At 45.9% G+C, this 23,097-nt stretch carries 18 protein-coding genes; 4 read left to right on the top strand and 14 right to left on the bottom strand.

Translation table 11 applies throughout. The annotated features are described in order from the left end of the window. Positions 1 to 91 precede the first annotated feature (91 nt). From PAHA3_RS04975 to rpiA, 10 genes are all read right to left on the bottom strand, one after another. Positions 92 to 3,259, bottom strand: a complete 3,168-nt coding sequence (locus tag PAHA3_RS04975; RefSeq protein WP_062833734.1) for an MMPL family transporter — start codon at positions 3,257 to 3,259, stop codon at positions 92 to 94. Continuing rightward, positions 3,256 to 3,714, bottom strand: coding sequence for a MarR family winged helix-turn-helix transcriptional regulator (locus PAHA3_RS04970; protein WP_062833733.1), 459 nt, complete (start codon positions 3,712 to 3,714; stop codon positions 3,256 to 3,258). Before PAHA3_RS04970 ends, PAHA3_RS04975 begins: the two co-directional genes overlap by 4 nt. A gap of 221 nt (positions 3,715 to 3,935) precedes the next feature. Next, entirely contained in the window at positions 3,936 to 4,373 is a 438-nt protein-coding gene (locus PAHA3_RS04965) for a GNAT family N-acetyltransferase (protein WP_062833732.1), read from the bottom strand. 63 nt (positions 4,374 to 4,436) lie between these two features. Then, positions 4,437 to 5,423 (bottom strand): N-acetylglucosamine kinase, encoded by a 987-nt coding sequence (locus PAHA3_RS04960; protein WP_062833731.1) that lies wholly within the window; start codon positions 5,421 to 5,423, stop codon positions 4,437 to 4,439. A 203-nt stretch (positions 5,424 to 5,626) separates the two neighbouring features. Next, positions 5,627 to 6,604, bottom strand: coding sequence for an alpha/beta hydrolase (locus PAHA3_RS04955; RefSeq protein WP_062833730.1), 978 nt, complete (start codon positions 6,602 to 6,604; stop codon positions 5,627 to 5,629). Between the two features lie 38 nt (positions 6,605 to 6,642). Beyond that, the gene (locus PAHA3_RS04950) at positions 6,643 to 8,358 is read right to left on the bottom strand and encodes an ATP-binding protein (RefSeq protein ID WP_062833729.1); all 1,716 of its coding nucleotides are present in this window, start codon (positions 8,356 to 8,358) and stop codon (positions 6,643 to 6,645) included. A gap of 12 nt (positions 8,359 to 8,370) precedes the next feature. Then, complete coding sequence (locus PAHA3_RS04945; RefSeq protein ID WP_062833728.1) at positions 8,371 to 9,459, bottom strand: cobalamin B12-binding domain-containing protein; 1,089 nt, start codon at positions 9,457 to 9,459, stop codon at positions 8,371 to 8,373. A gap of 283 nt (positions 9,460 to 9,742) precedes the next feature. Continuing rightward, a complete protein-coding gene (locus PAHA3_RS04940) occupies positions 9,743 to 10,204 on the bottom strand; it encodes a MarR family winged helix-turn-helix transcriptional regulator (RefSeq protein WP_062833727.1) in 462 nt (153 codons plus the stop codon). Positions 10,205 to 10,219: 15 nt separating this feature from the next. Then, on the bottom strand, positions 10,220 to 10,780 hold the full coding sequence (locus tag PAHA3_RS04935; RefSeq protein WP_235599370.1) for a GNAT family N-acetyltransferase: 561 nt from the start codon (positions 10,778 to 10,780) through the stop codon (positions 10,220 to 10,222). Between the two features lie 25 nt (positions 10,781 to 10,805). Further along, positions 10,806 to 11,477 carry a ribose-5-phosphate isomerase RpiA gene (gene rpiA, locus PAHA3_RS04930; protein ID WP_062833725.1) on the bottom strand — a complete coding sequence of 224 codons (672 nt, stop codon included), beginning with the start codon at positions 11,475 to 11,477 and terminating at the stop codon, positions 10,806 to 10,808. Between the two features lie 512 nt (positions 11,478 to 11,989). Between rpiA and PAHA3_RS04925 the strand changes: the two genes are divergently transcribed. Together PAHA3_RS04925 and PAHA3_RS04920 are read left to right on the top strand one after the other, a co-directional pair. Then, the gene (locus tag PAHA3_RS04925; protein WP_062835977.1) at positions 11,990 to 13,732 is read left to right on the top strand and encodes a methyl-accepting chemotaxis protein; all 1,743 of its coding nucleotides are present in this window, start codon (positions 11,990 to 11,992) and stop codon (positions 13,730 to 13,732) included. Positions 13,733 to 13,811: 79 nt separating this feature from the next. Next, on the top strand, positions 13,812 to 17,486 hold the full coding sequence (locus PAHA3_RS04920; protein WP_062835976.1) for a non-ribosomal peptide synthetase family protein: 3,675 nt from the start codon (positions 13,812 to 13,814) through the stop codon (positions 17,484 to 17,486). A 113-nt stretch (positions 17,487 to 17,599) separates the two neighbouring features. Here PAHA3_RS04920 and PAHA3_RS04915 read toward each other — a convergent pair whose 3' ends face one another. The 3 genes from PAHA3_RS04915 to PAHA3_RS04905 all read right to left on the bottom strand — a co-directional run bounded on the left by PAHA3_RS04915 (position 17,600) and on the right by PAHA3_RS04905 (position 19,512). Then, positions 17,600 to 18,220 carry a TraX family protein gene (locus tag PAHA3_RS04915; protein ID WP_235599369.1) on the bottom strand — a complete coding sequence of 207 codons (621 nt, stop codon included), beginning with the start codon at positions 18,218 to 18,220 and terminating at the stop codon, positions 17,600 to 17,602. Between the two features lie 51 nt (positions 18,221 to 18,271). Next, the gene (locus PAHA3_RS04910) at positions 18,272 to 18,772 is read right to left on the bottom strand and encodes a GNAT family N-acetyltransferase (RefSeq protein WP_235599368.1); all 501 of its coding nucleotides are present in this window, start codon (positions 18,770 to 18,772) and stop codon (positions 18,272 to 18,274) included. Between the two features lie 266 nt (positions 18,773 to 19,038). Further along, the gene (locus PAHA3_RS04905; RefSeq protein ID WP_062833723.1) at positions 19,039 to 19,512 is read right to left on the bottom strand and encodes an RbsD/FucU family protein; all 474 of its coding nucleotides are present in this window, start codon (positions 19,510 to 19,512) and stop codon (positions 19,039 to 19,041) included. Positions 19,513 to 19,769: 257 nt separating this feature from the next. Between PAHA3_RS04905 and PAHA3_RS04900 the strand changes: the two genes are divergently transcribed. Together PAHA3_RS04900 and PAHA3_RS04895 are read left to right on the top strand one after the other, a co-directional pair. Further along, positions 19,770 to 20,192 (top strand): MarR family winged helix-turn-helix transcriptional regulator, encoded by a 423-nt coding sequence (locus PAHA3_RS04900; protein ID WP_062833722.1) that lies wholly within the window; start codon positions 19,770 to 19,772, stop codon positions 20,190 to 20,192. Positions 20,193 to 20,222: 30 nt separating this feature from the next. Beyond that, a complete protein-coding gene (locus PAHA3_RS04895) occupies positions 20,223 to 21,563 on the top strand; it encodes an MFS transporter (RefSeq protein ID WP_062833721.1) in 1,341 nt (446 codons plus the stop codon). Between the two features lie 164 nt (positions 21,564 to 21,727). Here the strand turns inward: PAHA3_RS04895 and PAHA3_RS04890 are convergent, their stop codons facing one another. Continuing rightward, positions 21,728 to 23,029 (bottom strand): MFS transporter, encoded by a 1,302-nt coding sequence (locus tag PAHA3_RS04890; protein ID WP_062833720.1) that lies wholly within the window; start codon positions 23,027 to 23,029, stop codon positions 21,728 to 21,730. Positions 23,030 to 23,097 lie beyond the last annotated feature (68 nt).

The following is a 23,097-nucleotide window of genomic DNA, read 5'->3' as shown; positions in this document are numbered from 1 at the left end:
CTTTTGCACAAGACCGTGCTTCTTCTGTTGAGGTAAAAAAAAGAAAAAGCCCTGCCGCATAACGCGGCAGAGCCTAATCCATTGCAATGCATTACATACCTATGGTCCGATCCGAATCAACGGAATCCGCCTGTTCCTTGTTAGGGAACGGCCACCAGTTGGCCCGGCCAAACATCTTCACCATCACTGGGACGAAGAATGGCAGGAACAACAGAGAGTACAAGACCAGTCCGCTAAGGACTACTGTGGCAATCTGCATCATCGAGAGAACACCGGATGGATACATGGCAGCAAATGTACCGCTCAGAATGACGGCTGCGGATAGAATTACGGTTCCCATGTTCTTCATGGCGTACAACATCGCATCCTGTACCTTCATGCCTTTGTTCTCATTGAAACGGTCCATCAGGAAGATGCTATAATCCACACCCAGTGCAATTAGCATGACAAATCCGAAGAACGGAGTAACCCAGCTAATGCCTGCGAATCCGAGAATATTAACAAACACCACTTCGGTTACCGCCATCGATGTGAAATAAGCCAGTAATAAGGAAACGATCAGATACAATGGCATAATCACGGAACGAAGCAGCACGACCAGAATAATAAATGTGCCCGCCAGCATCAGCATTACAGTACGTGTATAGTCGTTATTTGAGATCTCCTGCAGATCTGCAAACGTACTGGTAACCCCACCTACGGCAATATCGGCTTTTTCAAGCGTACTGCCCTGTACCGCACGATGTACTGCCGCCTCAATGTCAGGAACACGATCAATGGCTTCTGTTCCGTATGGATTTTCGGCGAAAATAACATCAATCGTCATCGTCTTCCGGTCTTGGGACAGATACGTATCAAATACCTGTGTGAAGTCTTTGCTGTTCAGGGCTTCTTCAGGAACGTACCAGCCTGCCAGATCGGAATCCGGTGAATTTTGTAATTGCGTCAGGTAGTCCTGCGCTGAATCCAGTCCACCGGATACCTGTTTAATACCATCGACACTTTGATTCAGGCCATCTGTTAATTGTGTCAGCTGACCACTCAGATCCGAGAAGCCTTGCTGGATTTTCTCCTGTCCACCTTGAAGCTGACCAAGCCCGTTCTGGATGGAAGGTATCTCCTTAATCACTTTTCCTTGACCATCAGCGGCCTGTTTCAGACCTGTCTCAAGCTGACTGATTCCCGTTACAATCTGGCTTAGACCATCGGCAAGAGCCTTCTGTCCGGCTGCTGCGGAGGCAAAGCCTTCATTGGCCTGATTAATTCCAGCAGCGGCTTCTCCAAGCTTGGTCTTAATCTGACCCAAACCTTGAGCGAGCTGCGCTGTACCCGAACCTGTTTCACCAATCGTACCTTTGATACGCTGGTAGTCCGCATCCTGCTGCAACTCAGGATAACGCTCTTCGAGTGCTGTGAAAGATTCAGACAGACTGGTTAAAGCCGTTGAAACCCCGTTCAGCTGTTGCTCCAGTTCTCGGGTTCCATCGCCCAGTGCAGCGACTCCTGCTCCTGCCTGACGATAGGCTTCAAGCAACTGATTGTTCGCCTGCGCGAGTTGATCTGCGCTCGTTTTGGCTTGCTGAAGTCCTGCTTTCAAATCACCCGCACCTGCGGAACCATCCCGGATACCTTTTTCAATCTGTCCAAGCCCCTCACTGAGTTGCGTGATACCCGATTGCAACTGGGTGGTTCCTTTGGTCAGTTCACCTGCTCCATCAGCAGCTTCTTTTAACTGTGGTTCATTTTTACTTAGTTGACTGCTGGCTTCACTCAGACCATCACGGATTTTGTCCAGACCCGTCTTGCCTTCTCCCAGTCCATCCGATAATGTTCCCACTTGCTGTGTAACTTCAAAATCTTTGATCTCATCACCCGTAGGTCGTGTCATACTGCGGACACCTGAGATCCCAGGTACTTTCTCTACTTCCCGGCTAATTTTCTCAGCAACGGCCATATACTTCGCATTATCCATCGCTTCATCGTTCTGAATGACGATCTGACTTGGAAGTGATTCCCCCGGACCGAAGCTGTCGGAGATAATATTGAATGCTTTTACTGAATCATATTTCTCCCCAATTTCATCCAGACTGTTGAACGACAGTTTGCCATCGTAGGTTGCCAGAAGTGGAACACAGACAGCTGCCACGATGAGCAGCGCAGCCCATGGACGTTTCAGCGAGAAGCGACCAGCTGCACCATAAATCTTGCTCTCGGCATGTTCCAGTGAACCTTTCGATGGCCAGAACATTTTTTTGCCAAGCACAGCCATAAAGAACGGTACAATAGTTCCCAGTGCAAGCATCATAACTGCAATACCAACAGCCACAGCAACCGCAGAGCGGTATAAAATAAACTGGGCAAAACCGATCGCAATGAATCCAACCAGCACGGCAAGTGCGGAGAAGAGTACCGTTTTACCGGCAGTACGATAGGTAGCAATGATAGCATCCCACGTATTCTCATGATGAGCCAGTTCTTCCTTGAACCGACTGATCAGCAGAATGCAGTAATCTGTACCAATCCCGAACATAACAGCGACCATAAAGATCTGGGTAAACGTGGATATCGGGAAGTCGAGCCCATCCACCAGGAATGCAACAATCTGTTGGGATACAATGTAACTGATCCCTACCGTCAGCAGTGGTACAAACGGAGCTACAAACGAACGGAATACCAGGAACAGAATGAGTAAAATAAAGACTACTGTAATATATTCCGATTTCTTGAGCCCCTCTTGGGAACTTTCAATGGTATCCTCGTCAATCAGACCTTTACCGGTTATGTAATGCTCCACATTGACGGACTTCAATGCCTCATTCAGGTCTTCCCGCATTTCCTTGACTGTTCGATCGCCCTGATTAATGGATAGCGATGTTAGAATCGTTTTGCCGTCAGCCGAGATCATCTTCTCGGACAATTCAGGCTGAGAGAAAGGTTCCAGAATGGACAGAATGCCGAGCTTCTCCTTATCGGCCTCCAATTGCTTAATGGCCTTCTCTGCCTCTTGTTTCCCCGAGGTACCCAGACCATCGGGATTATAGAATACAAGGGCAATCTGGCTGCCCTGCTGTTCTCCTTTTTGTGCTGCAGCTTCATCCAAAATCGCTGATGCCTTGGTCGAAGAGTATCCTTCAGGAACCGAAATCTGTCCTTTCTCCCGAATCAGTTCACTCATGTTAGGGGCGGTAAACATTAATACGGCAGCTACAACAACCCATAGCCCCATTAACCACCATCGTGCTTTCAATATCGCTCTCATTCGTTCTCCTGTCCTCCTTCATGCGTTAGCAAAGCTGCAAGCTTCTCAAATGATTCAATGAAATTACGAACCTCTTCTGGTGTAAAATGAACCAGATATGGCTCCAGAATCTGCTGTATTTCCTGTTCTGTTTCCCTGTACACTTCTCTTCCAGTCTCTGTCAGAGTCAAATACACAACTCTGCGGTCACGTTCATCTCCGGCCCGATGAACCAGATCACGATCCACCAACTTGTTGACCAAAGCAGTAATGCTGCTCTTGCCTATGCACAGAAGATCTGCCAGATCAGAGGGCGTACAAGACTGCTTCTCATTAATGAGTCGAAGTGAACAGAACTGATCCATCGTCAAAATCTGTCCTACACGTTCACGTATCTGGGTATCAAACCGTTTGGTTACCAGGAAAGAAGCATCCAAATAGCGGTTAACCAAACTTCCAGCATCGGGTGTGCTCATTCTTCATTCTCCTTTCCAAATACATATAGTTCACTTAACGAACTATTCTTCTGTGAAACTATTCTATAATGAAACAATCTCTTAAAGCAATACTTTTTTCCTGCTTTTTTGATGAAAACGACAAAAAAAACAGGACGTCCGACTCAGCTCATTGCCAAATCCAACATCCTGCTTTAATGATAATCGGTTTTCTATGTCAGACAGTAGAGACTGCGTTCGCGTTACTCTTCGTCTGTATCTTCCTCTTTTTCAAGCACACAACGGAACCGCTCCACACCTGGATACAGTTCGCCCAGACTATATACGACGAATCCCGTATTCCGATAAAACTCCACGGCCTCCAGATCCGTCTCTGCTATCAATGTGTCGGGATTGTATTTCTCCAGCAATTGTGAAATCATGCCCCGACCATAATTTTTGAAGCGGTTCTCCGGCAGAATGGCTATATGGTGGATGGTGATCTCGCTTGAGCCAGTATGCTCATAACCGATCAGACCGATCAATTGCTCCTCTGCTTCGTATCCGGCCAGATACAGTTCGTCATTCTCTACATATTGTTTTAACGCACGTTTCAGATGATCCGGGTCAGGAAAGACCGAGTAAGATAACAGCTCCTGTACTACCGGCTCTTCTATGCGTGATTTCAAATTAATTAACACCTTTATTCCTCCTATACCTTGCTTGTTTCCGTTATCGTATTGTAGTCGTTAGCCTCTCAAAGTTCAAGTCGTATAACGATTCAGCTCCGATTGAAGCACTGTCGGGATGTTATCCGATACGTTGATCTGCGCCAAATGATAGGCATCCAACAGTGCACCGCCAACTGCCGGCAAGTTGCTTGTTATGTATTGGATTTTTTTCCCTTCGGGCCTATAGGCAGCATCAAGTCCTTTCTGAACAGCCTCCACCATGTACGGTGAATTCAGACAGCTTCCGGTAAGTGCGATAGACACTGTTGGCTGATTGAAACAGCATGCCAGCATGAGGATACCGACAACAGCCGTATCGGCAGCAGAGTCACATACCCTAACCGCGAGGGGAATATTCCGGGCAGCTGCTTCAGTCACCAAAGGTGCCATTTTCCCAAACCTCCGATTGGTAGCCTGTTTATTTTCAGCAAAACCAGACACTCCCAGCGCAGCAAGCTCCCGGATCGAGCTTACATGCCAATACGTTAAAACCTGCTCAATCCATTCTTGATCCTGCGACTCATAACGTCCTGCCAGTATGGAATGAACCGTGTCGTAAGCCAGAAAACGTGCTGCTGTCGGCGCATAATGACCAAACTGATCGTTGCGGAGCCAAGCGCCCCGTTCCGTCCTGCCAAGGATCAGAGAACCTGTACCTCCAATAGCGACAATACCCGGCTCACCGTCGAAAGCCGCAGTATGTGCGATATGCGTATCATTTACTGCACTGATTCTGCCAGTAATCTCCGTTCGAGCAAGTAAGGTTTCAGCCCAAACCGTATCTTCAGACCGATCCAGACCTGCCATGCCTGCTTGAATAGAGGCGATCTGGTCTGGCTTGAGCCCAGCCTTGGTTATGGCTTCAGCGATACCTTCCAGCACATTTTGCTCAGCACGGGTATCGTGATAACGGTTGCAACCACCCTTTTGCACATAGGATAAAAGCTTCCCGTTCTGATCGGCGACAGCCACACGCGTGTGGCTTCCTCCTCCATCCATCCCAATCACGTATGTATTCATTCTTAACTAATCCCCTTCCCAACGGAACAATAAGAGTGCCGGGCTATTACTAGGTCCCGGCAGAGAGTTTATTGCTTTTGTACAGCAAAACGAAGCAGTTCACAACGAAACTGTGTTGGTTCATCATACTTTGCTTCTTCAATCGTCGCGATCGCCTCAGCTGTGGACAGATTCAGTTCAATTAACGGCTCAATGTCACGGTTTCACTTGGCTTCTGAACTTTCGGATACGAAGTTCGAAGGTGAAAGGTTCTTTTCTAAGAAGGATTCCACTACCGCTTCATATCCAGTACGATCGACTTGAAACGCTGTACCATGACCCGCACGGGGAACGGTCAGCAATTCCTTTTCGGTTGGGCAAGCTTCATACAACCTGTACACCATTTCCGTTGGTACGAACGTATCGGCCTCACCATGGATGAACAGCACAGGCACGTTGACTTTGGCAAGTTGTTTGAGAGCGGATGCCTCTTTGAAGGAATATCCTGCTTTCCATCTGGAGATCAGACTGGTGACAGGGATAAAAGGAAATGCAGGAAGCTTGTATAATTGCTTCAACTGGAACGTCAGTTCTTCTTCCACAGATGTATACGCACAGTCAGAGACAATCGCTTTAACCTGAATCGGCAGGGCTTCACCACCTGTCATCAGTACGGTTGCTCCTCCCATGGATATGCCGTGCAATACGATTTCTCCTTGTGTCCCCACTTTTTCAAGCACCCAGTTGGTCCACTGGACATAATCCTTCCGATCTAACCAGCCGAAACCAATAATGTCACCTTCGCTCTGTCCATGACCCCGATCATCCGGCATTAACACGTTATATCCATGCTTCTTCCCATAGAATCGGGCAAATCCGGCCATCTCTCTGCCTTTCCCCGAATAACCATGTGCCAGAATAACCGTCTGATCTGACCCGCTATTGGAACTAAGCCATGTACCGTGCAGTTTTAATCCATCATGCGATTGAATAGATATCTCTTCTGCAGGCTGAGCATCCAGCCACTTTAGGTCAGCAGCACTGCTGATAATTTCATTGTCCGGTTCTGGCATCAGATTTGGGTTGTCCACCAAAAACGTTTTGGGCGTACGCCGAATGGCAGTTTTGAAAAAGTAGAGCCCTCCTGCCCACAGAAGAGCAAGAACGATCAAGATCAGTGCCGCAAGTACGTAGAATAACATGAACGTGCCCTACCTTTCTTTCCTAGCTTAAGATGTGATCAATCTTTACTTACTCGTTGCAGCGCAGCACATGCCGTTTGATACGCGGGAAGCAAAGCGTCGAGCAACGGTTCTGCTTTACGCGACTGGCCTTCCTTCGCGAACTGCTCGATCTGAGAGAATAAAGTCGCTAGATAACGAATTCCCAGACTCAAACTCCCTGATTTCAAATCATGTGCTACCTCCCTTGCAGCAGTATGGTCCCCTGAGACAATATGTCTGCGCAACACTTCGATCTTGCCAGGGGTGTCTGTACGATACATGTCCAATAACATACCGAGGAGTGTACGACCACCATCGGTGTTTAATTCCGCAATCTCATGCACGATGCTCATATTCAGCACCTCTGTAGGTTCAGCCGATTGCTGCCACTTCTGGATCATTGTACTCAGAATCTCGAGCGTAAACGGTTTGCCAATGAAGTCATTCATCCCAGCTTCCCTACACTTGTCTTTCTCTCCTTGCATGACATTACCAGTCATTGCGATGATTGGCGTGATATGACGCATTTCATCCATTTCTATCGAGCGGATTTTGCGTGTTGCTTCCAAGCCGTCCATTAGTGGCATCATATAATCCATGAGAATCAAACTGTATTTTTTGCTGAGAAAAGCAGCTACTGCCTCTTCCCCATTTAAGACGGCATCCACTTGGGTAATTCCCAGTTTTTTGAGCTGCAACATCACAAGTTGCCGGTTAATGACATTATCATCGGCCAGCAAGACAGATACGGAAGGGGCTTCATCACGTACAGGTTGACCCTGAATCTCCTGAGACGCAGATGTGCTAAACTCGTGAACGGACTGGTTATCGTGTTTCTTGCCCAGTACAAGTTCGAACCAGAATGTTGATCCTTCACCCTCTATACTGTCCACTCCAATCTGACCTTCCATGAGGACAACAAGCGATCTGCAGATCGATAGTCCAAGACCTGTTCCTTCATACTCCCTCGAACGTCCTCGTTTTGTCTGCATATAAGGTTGAAATAGTCGGGTCTGATCTTCTTCCGAAATACCAATGCCCGTGTCTTCAATTTCAAATCGAATCGTTTGTGTACTCTCATCATCTTTAACAAGAGCCACTCGTATCCCTACAGAGCCTTCTGATGTGAATTTGTTTGCATTCTGAATTAGATTGATCAAAATCTGTGTAATTCTCGTTGAATCCCCTTCAAGAGGAGAAGAGATTCTGGGGTCACAATCTACCGATAACTGATTTCCGTTCTTTCTGACTTGGGGGTCGAGCAAACGAACAATATAATTGATCGACTCTTGCAGATGCACTTCTCCAAGTTCAAGTTGCATCTGACCTGCCTCAAGTTTGGACACATCCAGAAGATCCTGAATCAGCTTAAGCAGTAGTCTGGCAGCATCCTGTATAACGGAAACCGAATTCTCCTGTTCTTCAGACAACGGAGACAGCTTAAGCATCTCCGCCATCCCCAATATGCCATTTAATGGCGTACGAAAATCATGACTGATGCCTGCAATAAATGCGCTTTTGGATTCCCCTGCATCTACTGCTTGCTGACGTGCAGCTTCAAGACTGTTATTGTTCTTCGCAAGCAGACGCTGGAGTGTCACCAGTTCATTATTCATATCCGAGAATTCCGCAAGCGTCCGTTCCTCTTGCTCTTTGCTCCGGATCATCTGATCCGATAACTGCTCAATCGTTCTGCGTAGCCTCTGTATCTCTCCATTCTCATTAGACAACACATCATCCCTCTCCTAATCCCTAACCATGTCTAGATGATTACATGTAGCTGGCTGCGCCAATAATTGTTCTGCAACCGCAACTGCCTCATCGGCTCCCGGAGCATAACCGTCGGCTCCTATCGTTTTCCACAACTCCTGATCAATATTAAAGGGATATCCCCCAACCATAATCTTCACATGTGCCGTTGACGGATGATGACGAATCAGATGAATCAATTCTTTGGCCAGATGAAGGTGGTACGTCATCGTAACTGAAATCGCAACCACATCGCCTTGATGTCGTTCTATGGCCTCTACTACACTTCCATTGGGGACATTGGCTCCCAGATAGTGCGTATCCCAGCCTTCCATCTCGAACACATCTGTGAGCATACGCAGTCCGATCTCATGTTGTTCACTGCCTACACAGGTGGCAACTAACCTTTTATCCTGACCCGTATGAATCAACCAGCGAGAATAGAGACGTGATATGAATGACTGGGTCGCTGCCGTACAAAAGTGTTCTTGCCCCACACTGATCCGATGGCATTGCCACAATCGCCCCACTTCATATTGGGTGGGCTGAAAGATATAACGATAAATATCACGAATCGTCACCCCAGCCTCTAACTGAGCTTCAATGATCTCAAAGGCTTCTTTCCTTTTATTCTCAAGCAAACACTGCAAGTACGATTGTGCGGCCTCTCCATATGGCATAGATTCGTTGATATAACCCGCCTGTGACTCCATTTGTGTTGTTCTATATATTCCCATCTCCAGATAATCGAGCAGAAGCGCCTTTGACGGATGGTCAAATTCTTCTTCCAATGTCTCTTTGATCAGATTGAGATTAATTGCCAGGTCTTCTTGTGATACCTGATAACCTTCAAGCAGAACTTTCAGCCAGGCAATGTAATGAGTAAATAGGCCTGGACTCTGTACGAGCGCACTTTCTGCCAAATAGTTCAAGCTATACTGCGAATCTTGTTTGGTTCGCATTTTTCCGTTCTCACCAAATCGCTCAAGTAAATCGGGTTGTCTGAGATACTGTTTCTCCGTTATTTTATCAGCTAAGTTCCCCGATTCCTGGAGTAAACGTTCTCCTGCTTCTTGATGACTCATAGATGCACCCCTCCTCTACCCGCATCACATTGCATCATCATTCGTAACTAATCCAGAATGAGATCAATGTTAACTAACTTACAATCGGGATAGGTTCTTCCACTTGATCCAATCCATCCATTCCGCTCTTAATCGTCCTGTTCCATTATACATGAACTTTTGATGATCATGTATTTTACCGTATATTGTATAGAACAATCTTCCTATATTATGGAGGGCCTTGCAAGTCAGTCAGCCAGTATATGTCTATACTTTTCGAGTTACACAAAAAAACTGACCTGCGTTATGAACGCAAGTCAGTTTTCCCTTCTGCTGCCAGTCCCAGCTTCTTCAACATCTTAATCGCATCCACTTTCTCGGAAGGGTCAAGCCCTTCCAAAGCATCAATGATAACCTGATGATGTTGAGGAAATATCTCTGTAAACAATTGCCTTCCTTCCTCGGTTAATTCAGCGTAAATAACACGCCGATCTTCCTTGGATGGCCGACGAAACAGCAGATTTTTATTCTGCAACTTATCGACTACATACGTAATATTACCACTGGACATTAACACCTTTTCACCGATCTTTTGCAAAGCCTGTGGTCCCTTATGATATAACAAATCAAGCACACCAAATTCTGTCGTATTCAGTCCGTGACTCTGGATGTCCCGATTGGAACGTGAGGTCACAGAATTGTAGGCCCGAACAAGAACCACGAATAATTGTAACGACAGCTCCCGGTTGTCCTCCGTGTTCAGCATTTCAATAATCCTCCATCAGTTGTTTACATTTCGGCTCGCATTAGAGGACAGCTTCTGCTCCCACTCCCCGCGAACGATACGACACTTCCGCATTCGCCCCTCCACCTGTAATCCGGCTTTTACAGCCGCACGCATCATTCGTTCATTACCGGACCAAGTAGTCAATCCAACCCGAACCAAAGGCAGATGTTCAAACAAATGACTTGACCACATGACAAGTGAACGTGTGCCAATCCCGCGTCCCCTCTGGGCAGATCTGTATATTACAATCCCCATTTCCAGCCACATGGATGACTCATCTTCTATATAATAGCTGATCGTGCCTACAATTTGTTTGTCGGATTCAATGATGCGGATCGATACCGGTTTGGAATCACTTGGATCAACATTCATACGTTTCAACATGCCTTGTTCGAAACTTTCATAACTTTCGTGTTTGAGTGGGTAATAGGGTGCATCCCATTGCTTCCATTCAGGTACGTCATCACTGTAGATCAATTCATAGAGTTCTTTCAGATCCTTGTTCTCCGCACACCGAAGAACAAGTTCACCATCGACGAGTGGTAGTTCTTTCATACGATGCAAAGCACCCTCCTCCGTATTAAGAACGATGAAGTTCTTCGATACTACCGTCCGCATTAGCAAGAATGACTGTGCTTGCCATATCAACAAATAGTCCATTATCAACTACACCCGGTAACATGTTCAGTTGAACATTCAGGTCCGCAGCATGATCAATCGCTTCCATATGGCAATCCGCGATCAGGTTTCCATTGTCTGTCAGGTAACGCCGCTCTCCATCCATCCGCCACTGTGGTTGACACCCCAGTTTTTCGAGCGCCTGGAAGGTCCACTCTGAAGCAAATGGAACAACCTCAACTGGCAACGGGAATTTACCCAACTTTTGCACTGCTTTGCTGCCATCCGCTACAATAATTAATTTGTCACTATTGGCCGCCACGATTTTTTCACGCAAAAGAGCCCCGCCGCCACCTTTAATCAGGTTAAATTCGGGATCTACTTCATCTGCGCCATCAATGGTCAGATCCAGACGACCAATCTGGTCAAATGGAACAATGGGAATACCCCATTCCCGTGCAAGCTTGTCCGAAGCTTCCGAAGTGGCAACCGCTTGAATATTCAAGCCATCGCGTACCCGCTCACCAATTCGGCAGATGGCATAATAAGCTGTTGAACCTGTACCCAATCCAACCTTCATGCCATCTTCAACATATTCTGCCGCACGCTCCGCTGCTATCTGTTTAAGATTCATCTATAAACCCCCGCCTGCTCATAATTTGAGAAATGCATATGTAGTTATTATAGATAAAACCGCTTCCGATGTATATCCGTGCCTTCTGTTGCATCTTTGCATCTTATTTTTTCCAATGTTTAAGGATGTATTTTTACCCACCATGTTATAGAATACAGAATGGAGCTAAAAAATGGGAAATTTTTAAATAAACAGTTCTAAATACCTATAATTCGTCTGATATGTCCATAAATACGTAAAATATTAAAAAAAATTTAACGATACTATTCAATTTAACGACATTTTATACGACATATTAATTATAGATGTGTTTTAATATTTAGACACCTATGGTTCATACGGTACATAAGTCTCTACGAAAGCGACTAATAAACCAAGACCATGGTCGCATAAATTTCCTTTTGGAGGGGATCACGGAATGATCTAGTTCACTGTACCAAAGCAACCCTAAAGTTTCTTAATTTAAAGAAGATCAGGAGTGGAATTTAGTGAAATCATTAAGTTGGAAAAGCATGTCGTTTTTCTCCAAAAACTTGTTACTCTCATTTACCAATATCATTATCATCGGGGTAGCACTGATTGCAAGCAGTTACTATTTTCAAAAAACAGTTCTGGTTGATCAGCTACATGGACAGGTGGAACAAATTACCAAAAAGTGGGCTGAAGATATCAATCCCACCGAAGTACAAGCTGCTATTGCGGAAGGCAGCTATGATGGAGCGACACAAACAAAATTACGAGCGTATTTCGATGAAATGCAAGAATATTATCCTAACATTGCACAAGCCTACATCTTCGGTGTTGAACTCGGTGGCGATAACAAGAGATTAACTTCGCTTGTAGCAATGCCGACCAACCTAAGAGAAGCTTTTCAAAGTGAGAACGTAAATATCGGTGACATGTATGAGCAGCCAGTCGTTGTAGCCAATGCACTGAAAGAAATGCTCAATACGGATCGTCCAACATTCACAACGTTCTATTCTGATGATTTCGGAACATGGACAACCATTGCATATCCAATTAAAGACAGCAACGGAAAAATATTCTCCTATTTTGCCATCGATGCAGATGCAACAGCCGTACCGGCAGGACTGAACTCCTTGCTCAAGAACGGAATTATCATCTTGGTGGCTTTCTTGCTATTATTCCTGATTATCCAATACCTTGTGGTTAAAAACACACTTTCCCCTATCCGTCACTTGATCAAAGGAATTGATGACGTAAGTCGGGGTAATTTGAATGTCAACATTCCGACAGGCAAGGACGATCTGGGACTCGTTAACGAGAAGTTCAACACGATGGTTCGCAAAATCAACGATACTATCGTAAAAGTGCAAATTACATCACAAGAAGTGAATCAATCGGCCAAAGAACTATATGAAGTTTCTGAACGTAACAGTGAAAATGCAGATTCTATCAATAACAATGTTACCCAAATCACATCCAACATTCGTTCACAGGAACAGGCAACCCGTGATAGTGCACGTGCCATGTCCGAGATGGCTACTGTAATCCAGACAATTGCCAGCAGCTCCGCAAGTGTAGCGGATGAAGCCTATGAGATGGAACGTCGTTCACAACAAGGTAACAGCGTTGTCCGTCAGGTATCTGAGCAGATGAATCTGATTACGGAATCGGTTAAGAATACCGCTTCTGCCATTGAGGTTCTAGAGAGTCGTTCACAGGAAATTGGCGATATTCTGAATATTATCTCGGGAATCTCAAGCCAAACGAACTTGCTTGCCCTTAATGCATCCATTGAAGCAGCACGTGTCGGTGAAGAAGGAAGAGGATTTGCAGTTGTCGCAGGTGAAGTACGCAAACTTGCCGAGCAGTCTGAACAAGCGACCAGCCAGGTTGGCGTATTGATCCAAGAGATTCAAGCTGGAATTAAACAAGCTGTACGTGCTATGGAACAAGGTACGTCAGAAGTAGATACAGGGCTCAGCGTAGCCGATCAAACAGGACAATTGTTTGAGGATATTTTAGAAGCAGCGAAAAAAGTGTCTAATCAGATTCAGGAAGTTTCAAGCGCAACAGAAGAAATCTCTGCAGGTACGGAGGAAATGACCGCTACAGCAGATGACTTGTCTTCAAGCGTAAGTAAAACAGCAAATAGCAGTGAACAAATCTCCTCATCTGTTGATGAGCAAAAAGCATCTTTGATTACACTGGTAGACTCCTCCACACGCCTTAATAGCATGTCTGAGGAACTCCAGGAACTGATCTCTCATTTTAATGTAAGCAAACAATAATTCAAATCCACAAACATTCGGTTTGAACCAAGGAGGAATAACTGAAGTGATTGAAAACCAATCATCATCTTCCCATTCCATGGAATCTAGCTTGCCGGTTCTGCAGATTCCACTGGATTTCGGGCGACGTCAACAATCATTCTCTTATCAATCTGCTCAAATTACATTACATGCTTCTCTGAGTCGTGATCTTAAACAGAAGTTTGGAGAACAGATGGTGTACCCGGTACTCCTCTCAGCTTATGCAGCCTTGTTATTCCGATTGTCAGCTGAACAGGAACTTGCCATAGGTGTGCTAGCTCCCGATCAGGCAGCTTCCTATCTCTCATTACAGATTCAAGGCAAATTGACCTTTGGCGAACTATGTCATCAGGCTTCAGAGCAGCTCAAGATTGATTACACGCTGCAAACCGGTGGATATCCTGAAACGTTGTTTATGCTGAATAGTGTACAGTTGCCTCAAGCTCCACAAATATTGAATTGGAACGTTCGAGATGATCAGAACTTGCTCATTCTCGATCTGTTCTATGATAGTTCACTGTTGAAAGAATCTACCGTGCTGAGATATGCAGAATACTATCAGACTCTTCTACTCGCCCTCGTGCGTGACAGTGACAAAACCATCGGTGCGGTGGATATACTTTCCGCCTCAGATCGATTGCTGTACCGTGAAATGAATGATACTTCCGTTCTCGAACCAGCGAATCAGACGGTTCATGGCTGGTTCGAAGAAACGGCAGCAGCATATCCGGATTCGCCAGCGATTACATCGCCATCTACAAGTTATACGTACAGAGAATTGAATGAACGAGCTAATCAGGTGGCACGTGTTCTAATATCCAATGGATTGCAGAAAGGTGAATTCGTCAGTATCTTTATGGATCGAAGTCTGGAAACCATCATCTCCCTGCTAGGTATTCTAAAGGCAGGTGGTGCGTATGTTCCGATCGACCCTGAGCATCCACAAGAACGTAACAGTTATATTGTGGAAGATACGGCGTCATCATTCGTTCTGACAACGGAGGCTTCTTATGACCAAGCTTCCAGCTTGTTCTCCAGTATAGCTACTGTCCGCCAGATTCTCGCTGTGGATGGTCGTCTAGCCGGGTTCGCAGCAAGCAACCCCAATCTCGATATTCAGCCAGATGATCTTGCGTATATCATCTATACGTCAGGTTCAACAGGTAAGCCCAAAGGTGCGCTGATTGCCCATCGGGGTGTAACCAATCTTGGCAGTGTCGTACAGCGTGATTGTGACATTCAACCAGGTGATGTATTAACCCAGTTCGCTACATACAGCTTCGATGCATCTGTGTGGGATACCATTGGCGCCTTGTTCTATGGAGCAGAATTGTATCTGTTGTCCGCGGAAGAACGTGTATCTGTTGAAGAATTCGCTAGTGCAATTGAACGGACAGGAACAACCATTATTACAATACTGCCTACGATTTTCTTCAATCAGCTTGCTTCCTACTTATCTGATGAAGGTTTCCACAAGTTGGCCAAAGTCAGAATCATTACTGTAGCCGGAGAAGCTCTCTATGGTGAACAGGTTCGCGCCTTCCAACGCAAATTCGGGAACCAGATTGATATTGTTAATGTGTACGGACCTACCGAATGTACGGTAGCCACAGCCACTCACCGCATCAGTGAGCAGGTTCCTGAACATGTGGTGAACATCCCTATCGGTAAACCGATTCATAACTACAAAGTATACATTGTGAATGAAGAACATCAGCTCTGTCCGGTAGGTGTGCCTGGTGAGGTATATATTTCTACCCCTGCACTGGCCAAAGGTTATCTGAATCAGCCAGAACGTACAGAGCAAGCATTCATTGAGAATCCGTTTGCGATAGGTGAGAAAATCTACAAGTCTGGCGATATTGCCAAATTGCTCGATACTGGACTACTGGAATATGTCGGTCGCAGTGACTCACAGCTAAAAATTCGTGGTCACCGGATTGAGATCGGGGAGATTGAAGATCACTTTGCGCGTCTGGATCAGATCCAGAACGTTGCCGTTATTCCGAAGAAAGAATCTGACGGACAAAATATGCTGGTGGGTTACTTTACTTCGAAAGATGGCAGCACCCTTTCTGTAGCGGATATCAAGGCAGAACTGACGGAAAAACTGCCTTCTTATTTTGTACCAAAATGGATCTGTCAGCTGGATGAAATGCCGATTGCTCCGACTGGGAAAATCAATCGCAAAGCGATGGTATCCCTGCCTCATGTGGAACGACATGAAGATCGCCCTGATCGGGTCATGCCTGAGACGGAAACGGAATCCATTATCCTGGACGCATGGAAAGAAATTCTTCAGCACGATGACTTCGGTGTCGAAGACAGCTTCTTCAATGTAGGTGGTGATTCACTCCGGGTCATTCATGTACTGGTCATTCTGAAGCCGCATTATCCACAGCTGAAAATTGCCGACTTCTTTGCCGAGAAAACAGTCCGTGCTCTCGCTCGTCGTGTTGGAGTACTGTCTCAAAGTACAGCAGAAGTTACACATTCAGCGGTGATGGATGGCATGATCACACAATTATCCGAACATCCTGTGGAACTGGCGTCCCAGTTAGGGTATCCGGTCATTCGTGAACCTGAGCATGTGTTACTGACCGGAGCGACCGGTTATCTGGGCTCTCATGTGCTGCAACAGTTAATTCTGAATTCCAGTACACGAATCTACACGCTGGTTCGTCGACCATCCAATGGAATAACTGCAATCGAACGTTTGACTAAAGTGCTGGAAGGTTATTTCGGCAAACAACTAACTGATCAACTCTCAGCTCGCGTGGAGATTATTGAAGGGGATCTCGAACAACCCAATCTTGGTCTGTCGGCTGATCAAACGGCTTATGTCCAGGAACGAATTGACCGTGTCATCCACTGTGCTGCAGACGTACGTCATTTCGGGGATGCTGAGCAATTCGCCAAAACAAATGTGGCTGGAACGGTCGCATTGCTGGATCTGATTCGTAGTAAACCTGGGGCTTCATTCCACCATGTATCCACGATGGGTATTCCAGAAGATCTCGCACTTAGCGGACAGTGGGAATCCTCCCTGCAATATGATCGTTTCCCGGCTGACTTGCATGTGGACAACCTGTATTCGGACAGCAAGCTTGAAGCTGAGAAAGTGCTCATGATTGCCGCAGAGGAAGGTGTACCTGTCAGCATCTATCGTGCAGGTAATCTCACTTGTCACTCTGAGACTGGACGCTTCCAATCCAATATTGACAGCAACGCCTTCTATCGTATGATCAAAGCGATGTTATTGCTTGGCAAGGCTCCTGCTGCTGACTGGATGGTTGATTTTACACCTATCGATTATGCGAGTGAAGCCATTGTTCATCTGGCCTTGCGTCAGGATACAGCCGGTCGTGTATTCCATATCTGTAATCCAGAGCCAATCCGCTATGATGAACTGATCCGTTCTGTGAATCGGGCTGGTTATGCAGTCGAAACACTATCTTTCGCGGAATACACACGTTGGTTGTTTGATGCAAACATCAGCAAAGAGCCCGAAGCTCTTCAGTTGGCTATTGCGCAGCTTGAAGGCGACGGTGCTAAAGATTCAGCTTATGTCTATGCCTGCCCTGTCACAACTGCTTATGTGGAACCTGCCGGAATCTCATGTGCGAAAACAGATGATCGCTTCATCTCCGCCATGTTAGACTACGCCGTTCAGATTGGTTATTTCCCGTCTGCAATCCGGCGCCATAACGGCACTTCTACAGCAATGGAGTAAGTTCACTTTATCATTAGCATTTAATTAATATAGTTACACGAAGAGAAGCCACCTTCATCGTCATTCACTGACGACAAGGTGGCTTCTTTGCTTCGTGTGCCTGGATTCATCTTTTACATCCAGCGGATTATTGCAATGATGGCGAGATGCGCTGGATAGAAATAGCGCCATACCCAACGCGGGCCCTTCATGCGGAATCCTGCTTGGTAATACTGAGCAATGGCTATACCGGCGGTTGCGAGCACACTATACATTTGCACAGAGCTGTTATGCAGCAGAAGATATAGTGCATTCAACACGACATGCGCCACGACAAGTACAGGACCTTGGAAATAACGGAATAACAGGACCAATAATAACCCATACATCCCGTAATCCATCTGGCTAATTTCCATGAACCAACCTGCTCCAATTACAATCGGAATGCTCAGTAGGCGGGATCGCAGTTTATCGATAACGAACAGGACCAAAAGAGCTGACCACAGGGTCCATACCACATTCAAGGAGTAATGATTAAACGCGGCCATGAACGGTACTTGCGATATAATTGCAATCCAGAACAGCCGCCATATGTATTTTTGTACGTCTCGTGTATGTTTATACCCGATATACACTGCAAAAGCATAGATTGGAAAAGCGATACGACCTATAATCCTCAACTCTATAATATGTGGAAAAAAGACAGCCCCTATATGATCAATCAACATCGTGATCATGGCAATCCACTGCATCATGTTGCGACTCCCCCTCCCTCTTTCCCGACTTCACGGGCCTGCCATTCATGCTTATAGACTAAGTTCATAATACATGAATTTGGTATCCAGTGCATATCCTTCGGATTCATATAAAGCTTGAGCTTGCTTGTTACTTAATTCAGTCGAGAGCGATATACGAAGAACTCCACGCTCAGATGCCAATCGCTTGGCCGCTTGCAGCAACTTCCTTGCTATACCTTGCTGACGATAATCAGATTGAACATACAGATCATTAAGCACCCAGATGGGCCCCATCGATACCGAGCTGAAACTGGGATACAGCTGAACGAATCCGGTACAATTCATGCGCTTCGAGAGTGGCGTACCGTCGCTTTCAGCTGTCCCCTGATCACTTTCCACATCGGTTTCTGCTACCAAAATCACCGATTCATGGCTTTCCATTCGTTCTTTAATATACTGACATGCTGCCTCAACATCTGTATTTTGTTTGTAGAATATCCGGTATTCATTGAACAATCCCCCCACTTCATTACAATCAGGGAGGCCTGCTTGTCTGATTCGGTGCTGCACTTCCTTCAACTCCTTTGGGATGGAGACAATCGTCCCATCGTTTGTGTGTATACCTATTGTAAAACAATCCCTTCCCTTTCCCCATTCATCATCTGCATCAAAGTTTGTAGTATCTTGGACATGGACTCGCTATTCGTTCATACGCACTTCCAGTTTGCATCTTGCTTATCGGTCCATGGCAATTCTGTGTGTTTTGTTATATTGACTTCGAATTGGAAAAAATAAAAAGGCGACCAAAGCATCCGTTGCTCCGTCGCCGTAAATATTCAGTTCGATTCAGCATTCTGCTGTTGCTGACCAGAATCAGCATCAGGAAAAATGACGCCTTTCTTCAAAATCAGATTGGCATATTGTGCACGCTCCCCGGTTGCAACAATCACATAGGCGCGCGAAGCACGTTCATAAAAATCAAATCGCTCTTCATGATCAAAAGCATCCGTAATGCCTTCGTATTCTTCAATCAACCTGCGGTAGTCTTCCCATATGATCGGTATCACCTGATCCCCTTTCACAACCTGCATGACAGCAGCCGGACGCTCGGCATAGGTATCCAGTGGATATAATTGCAGGATGGCTTCCAGCAGTTCGACGACTCCCAGTGCATCACAGCGTACCAGTCTTTTCGCGTGACTGGCTGCCGGAAAATTGCCATCAGCTAGAACCAGCTCGTCCCCATGCCCCATTTCAGACATGATTTTGAGTAGTTCGGGAGGGATTATTGCAGGAATATTCTTTAGCATACACAGCTCTCCTTGGTCTTCTCCAACATCGGTTAGAGCGAATTGATTTTCTCCATTCTTCAAGCACTGTGGACATGGATTCCATAGAAGCGGTTTCATTTCCATTCTAACAGTATTTTTGGATCATTGCATCGCGTACACATATGTTCGATATAAGAATATTTCATTTTGACAAAAATACTTGTTTGCCATATAGTTGTTATAACAACTAATTGATTGGAACATTTTTATTATGGAAAGCGAGGTCTCGCAATCACATGGACTATACACTGGAACAATCTGTTGGATTCATGCTGGGTTTCACGCATCGTAAAGCTGTAGCTTTACTTGCTACGCGGTTCAAACCTTATGATATTACGACAGAACAATTTTCTGTCCTTTTTAATGTTGACCGAGGTGAAGGTGTGAATCAGAAGGAGCTCGCTGCACGTGTCTTCAAAGACCAACCCACCACTGCCCGGATTATTGATCTGCTTGAAAAGAAAGGCTGGGTAGAACGCCGGACTAGCGAACAGGATCGCAGAGCCTATCTGTTATATCTCACCAAGGAAGGCAAAGCGTTAATCGATATCCTCGTTCCGATTGAAAGAGAAATGAATAAAGAACTTGCTGAAGGTATATCCGAAGACCAGATGGAAGCATTTAAACATACTCTTTCCCTCATTAACCGCAACTTGTAATGAATCACAACTCAGGGGGAATATATCATTATGAAAGAAAAATCTACACAAGTTAGGCTATGGACCACCGATTTTATTCTGCTAATGCTGTGCAACTTCTTGCTGTTCTTGCAGTTGCACATGATCGTCTCTCCACTTCCGTCCTACGTTCAGGAACGGTTTCACGCAAATGCGTTTGAGGTCAGTCTCTTCACCTGTCTGTTTGCCCTAAGTGCCATTGCAGCCCGTCTCTATTCCGCGAAAGCATTGGAGAAGGGCCTTCGTAACGCTATGATCTATATAGGACTTTCCATAGCCCTGCTGGCAACACTCGGCTATTATTTTGCTGCAGGTATAGCCGTGCTCTTATTACTGAGAATGTTGTTCGGTATCGGGTTTGGTATGAGTAGCACCGCTTTTCCAACGATGGCCTCGGACATTGTGCCCGTTAAACGAATGGGTGAAGGCATGGGTTACTTCGGGCTATCGACTAGCCTGGCTATGTCTATGGGTCCAATTATAGGGGTCACTCTGCTCCAAGGTGCAGGATTCGTAACCCTGATGTTATGTACTGCGGGTGTGCTCGTTGTCATCTATCCACTGAGTTATTCGCTGACGCGCAAAAAAGCCAGCAGAACCGATAACAGTGCGAACATTATGCCACAGGCTACAACCAGCGCTTCAGGATCGCAATCGAAGCAGAAGACACCTTTCAACCGCAAGCTGATTCTGCCCAGTGTGCTGAATTGCCTGTTATCCATCACGTATGGTGGGCTTGTTGGATTCATCGTCTTGTATGGCAAGGAAGCCAATCTGGCCAATCCTGCGCTGTTCTTTTTGTTCAATGCACTCGCCGTGTTACTGGTTAGACCATTTGCAGGACGGATCTATGACAACAAAGGTCCCAAAGCGTTGCTCATTCCAGGGGCCATATTTATTGCTATCGGGCTCATTCTGCTCTCATACGCAACCTCCATGTCCACCCTGTTCATTGCTGCCTTTATCTACGGGATTGGTTATGGTTCCATGCAGTCTTCTCTCCAAACCTGGATGATTCAGGTGGTCTCTCCTTCACAACGGGGGATGGCTAACGGCATGTTTTTGAACTCGCTGGATCTGGGTATTGCGACTGGTGCACTTCTACTTGGTGCCATTGCGTCCTTGACCAGTTATACCGATATGTACCGTTATTCCGTGATGTTCATGATTTTGTTCTTGCTTATATATCTGGTTCAGGGAAAACGAAGCGGCAGCTTCTCCATTGAACCTCATGCTCTGCTCGCTCATACTCATATCCCTGCAACGGAATCACCTCAAGATCAATCCAAGAATTCAGAATCTGGAGCCGGCAATACCGAAACTAGCCAGTCGAATACGAGCAAACACGAATGATTGGTTAAAGTCATTCTGCTCATAGAAACGAGAAACGCGTTTACACCGAGAAAGCAAACTCATCTGCTTTCTTAGGCGTAAACGCGTTTTTTTAACGGAACAGATTCGGTTGTTTAACCTTAAGGCAGTACTGGAATGAAAGTGGCTTATCAGCAACCATCTATTTAGAAGGGACTTTTTTTGCGACCTATTGGACCATACCCTCTACTCGTCTCGATCATATCCATATGTGTTTCATCCTTTTTTGGCTCGCTTCCTGAAGTAGGCTGGTCGCCGTGATCCGGCTTAACTGCGAACAATGTGAGCAATCCGCCCACTGCGCCGGACGCGGCGAGCACACCAAAAAGCAGAAAATGATGAGATCCGATCAGCAAAGACACTACAGGTGGACCAAGAGATACGCCAATGAAGCGCATGCTGCTGAACAGAGCTGTAATCGTGCCCCGCTGTTTTTTGTCCACTCCCTCTGTAATCAAGGCATCCAGACACGGCAACGTTGCGCCTATTCCGGCGCTTCCCAATGTGAATAGACCTACTACAACATAGATATTATCGAATAAACCTATAACGCCAAGGGATACCGTCAGAAGCGCAAGCCCTGTGAAGCCAAGCCATTTCATTCGTGTTTTGTTTTTGCCAATCCACTTCCCTGCCAGGAATGAAGACAGACATAACGCTGCCAGCGGAATCGCAAGGACAAGTCCTTTGAGAACACCTTTCAAGGCGAATTCGCTCTCGAGTGTCTCGGACAGGTAATATAACACACCAAAGATGACAAACATGCAAATACCACCGATTGCAAACAACGCATACAACCAGCGTCCCTTTTCTTTCAGTACGTCACGAATGGAAGCCACAAATTCAGGAAAGGTGGGAGGCTTTTCTTTTTTTCGGGGTGTTTTCACCAGGAAAATAACCAGGATCAACGAAAGCACACATAGTACAGGAATAGCCATAAATGGTGCATACCACAACCAGACGGCCAGCGCTGCACCCAAAATTGGACTTATTACTTTACCAAATGTATTGGAGGTCTCGATGATTCCCAGGCTTTTACTTACCTCATTCTCATCATTGAACATGTCCCCAACCAATGGAATGACAATAGGGAACGCACCGGCTGCGCCAATTCCTTGCAATAACCTGCCACCCAGAATGGTCCAGTAGGCTATATTTCCATTGAGCATCCATGCTGCCACGCCAGCCACAGCACCTCCGATGGCTGCAATGACGAGGCTGGGAATGATCACTGCTTTTCTGCCGAAACGATCCGACAAATAACCTGCGAGAGGAATAAGCAGGATGGCAACTACAGCGTAGACTGTAATGAGCATGCTGACCTTGAATGCAGATACCTTCAATTCACGTTCAATCTGTGGCAGGATCGGTATAAGCATGGAGTTACCCAAGGTCATAATTAAAGGGATGGAAGCAAGTGCGACGAGGTCCCACTTTTTATCGTTCATACCACAACCACCTTTACAGGTTCTACACACAACAGCATTATTGTGGTTGTTTCGGAGGTTGATTATGC

The organism is Paenibacillus amylolyticus (assembly GCF_001570725.1).
Classification (GTDB): domain Bacteria; phylum Bacillota; class Bacilli; order Paenibacillales; family Paenibacillaceae; genus Paenibacillus; species Paenibacillus amylolyticus_A.
The sequence above is the reverse complement of the archived record's forward strand: the minus strand, read 5'-3'. Positions and strand labels throughout refer to the sequence as shown.